The sequence below is a fragment of the Pseudomonadota bacterium genome (assembly GCA_026388255.1).
Classification (GTDB): Bacteria; Desulfobacterota; Syntrophorhabdia; order Syntrophorhabdales; family Syntrophorhabdaceae; genus JAPLKB01.
This window is the reverse complement of record JAPLKC010000141.1, coordinates 1-1189: the sequence shown is the minus strand read 5'-3', so window position 1 is coordinate 1189 and position 1189 is coordinate 1. Positions and strand designations below refer to the sequence as shown.

2 protein-coding genes are annotated in these 1189 nt (G+C 43.1%); one reads left to right on the top strand and one right to left on the bottom strand.

From position 1 onward, the window contains the following. Window positions 1-4 precede the first annotated feature (4 nt). On the top strand, window positions 5-856 hold the full coding sequence (locus NT178_18935) for a nucleotidyl transferase AbiEii/AbiGii toxin family protein (protein ID MCX5814591.1): 852 nt from the start codon (window positions 5-7) through the stop codon (window positions 854-856). Between the two features lie 235 nt (window positions 857-1091). Here NT178_18935 and NT178_18930 read toward each other — a convergent pair. Beyond that, the coding region (locus NT178_18930; GenBank protein MCX5814590.1) for a hypothetical protein at window positions 1092-1189 on the bottom strand (98 nt) is incomplete at its 5' end.

Genomic DNA, 1189 nt, shown 5'->3' with positions numbered 1-1189 from the left:
TTGATTGGCTAAAATAACAACCATTATGGAAACTATCAAACCGGTCCTCGCCAGCATCATCAGCGAATCTCCGTCTCGAAACAACCTTTTTAAACGAAACCTTCTTAAAGAGTACCTTCAGATTGTGGTTCTCAATTTTATTTACTCCCACAAGGATTATAGCCAACTTCTTTTCTACGGGGGTTCGGCTCTCGCGCACTGTTTTGACTTGCAGAGGCTTTCTGAAGACTTGGATTTCATTGATGAAACAAAAAAGATCAATGTTTCAAAACTGGCCAAGGATTTGGAAGATTATTTTAGAAAGCGCACTGATCTTGAAGTGAAAACAACTGTCCAGAAATTCCGCATCTATCTGAAGTTTCCAATTCTTAGCGATCTCGGCCTTTCAACCAGGGAAGAAACAGACACGCTGTTTATCAAGGTTGAAGTTTATTCCGAGTTTCATTTCTGTACAAAATACTCTACGGACATCCGCCCGGTTTTCAAGTATAACCGCTCCGTTCTCATTAAGACCCTTGATGCATCTACTCTCATGGCGACAAAGATCAGGGCGATCCTTTTCCGCAAATGGGAAAAAACAGACAAGCAGGGGAAAACCACGGTGAAGGTAAAAGGCCGGGATTACTTTGACCTCCTCTGGTATCTCCAGAAGGGTATTCAGCCTAACCTTTCCTGCATAGAAGGTTTTGAAAACATGAAAGACCTCAAAGAGAGGCTTCTTGACATAGTCTCCAACATAGATAACCGGAGTATCAAGCTTGACCTTGAAGCCCTTATTGCCAATCCCGGTTTCGTCAATAATATGAGTAAGAATATGAAAGCGATTCTGGAGCGGGAGATTTCGGAAAAACTGTAATCTGTGGCAATTTATAATTGAGAATTCGGGATGGCGAGAGTTCTCCACACACTCAGGCATATACTGTTCTGGGCATGGCAGAAAAAATGTTGTTGACAAACGTTGGTCGTGGTACGACAATAAAATCAAGCGGTCAATTAGTCAATCAAAAATTGGACCATAAGCAATAATAGACAATTATGGACTACATATTTGACATCCTCCCCGACATGAATGACGGGGATTCCTACGGCGTTCAGGCGCATGCCTGAATCGCTTCAGTGGGTTCCTGCTTCATTGAGTAGCCTGACTGCGCTATCTCTCCACAGGCTAATACGGCATGCCCTGCCGCTA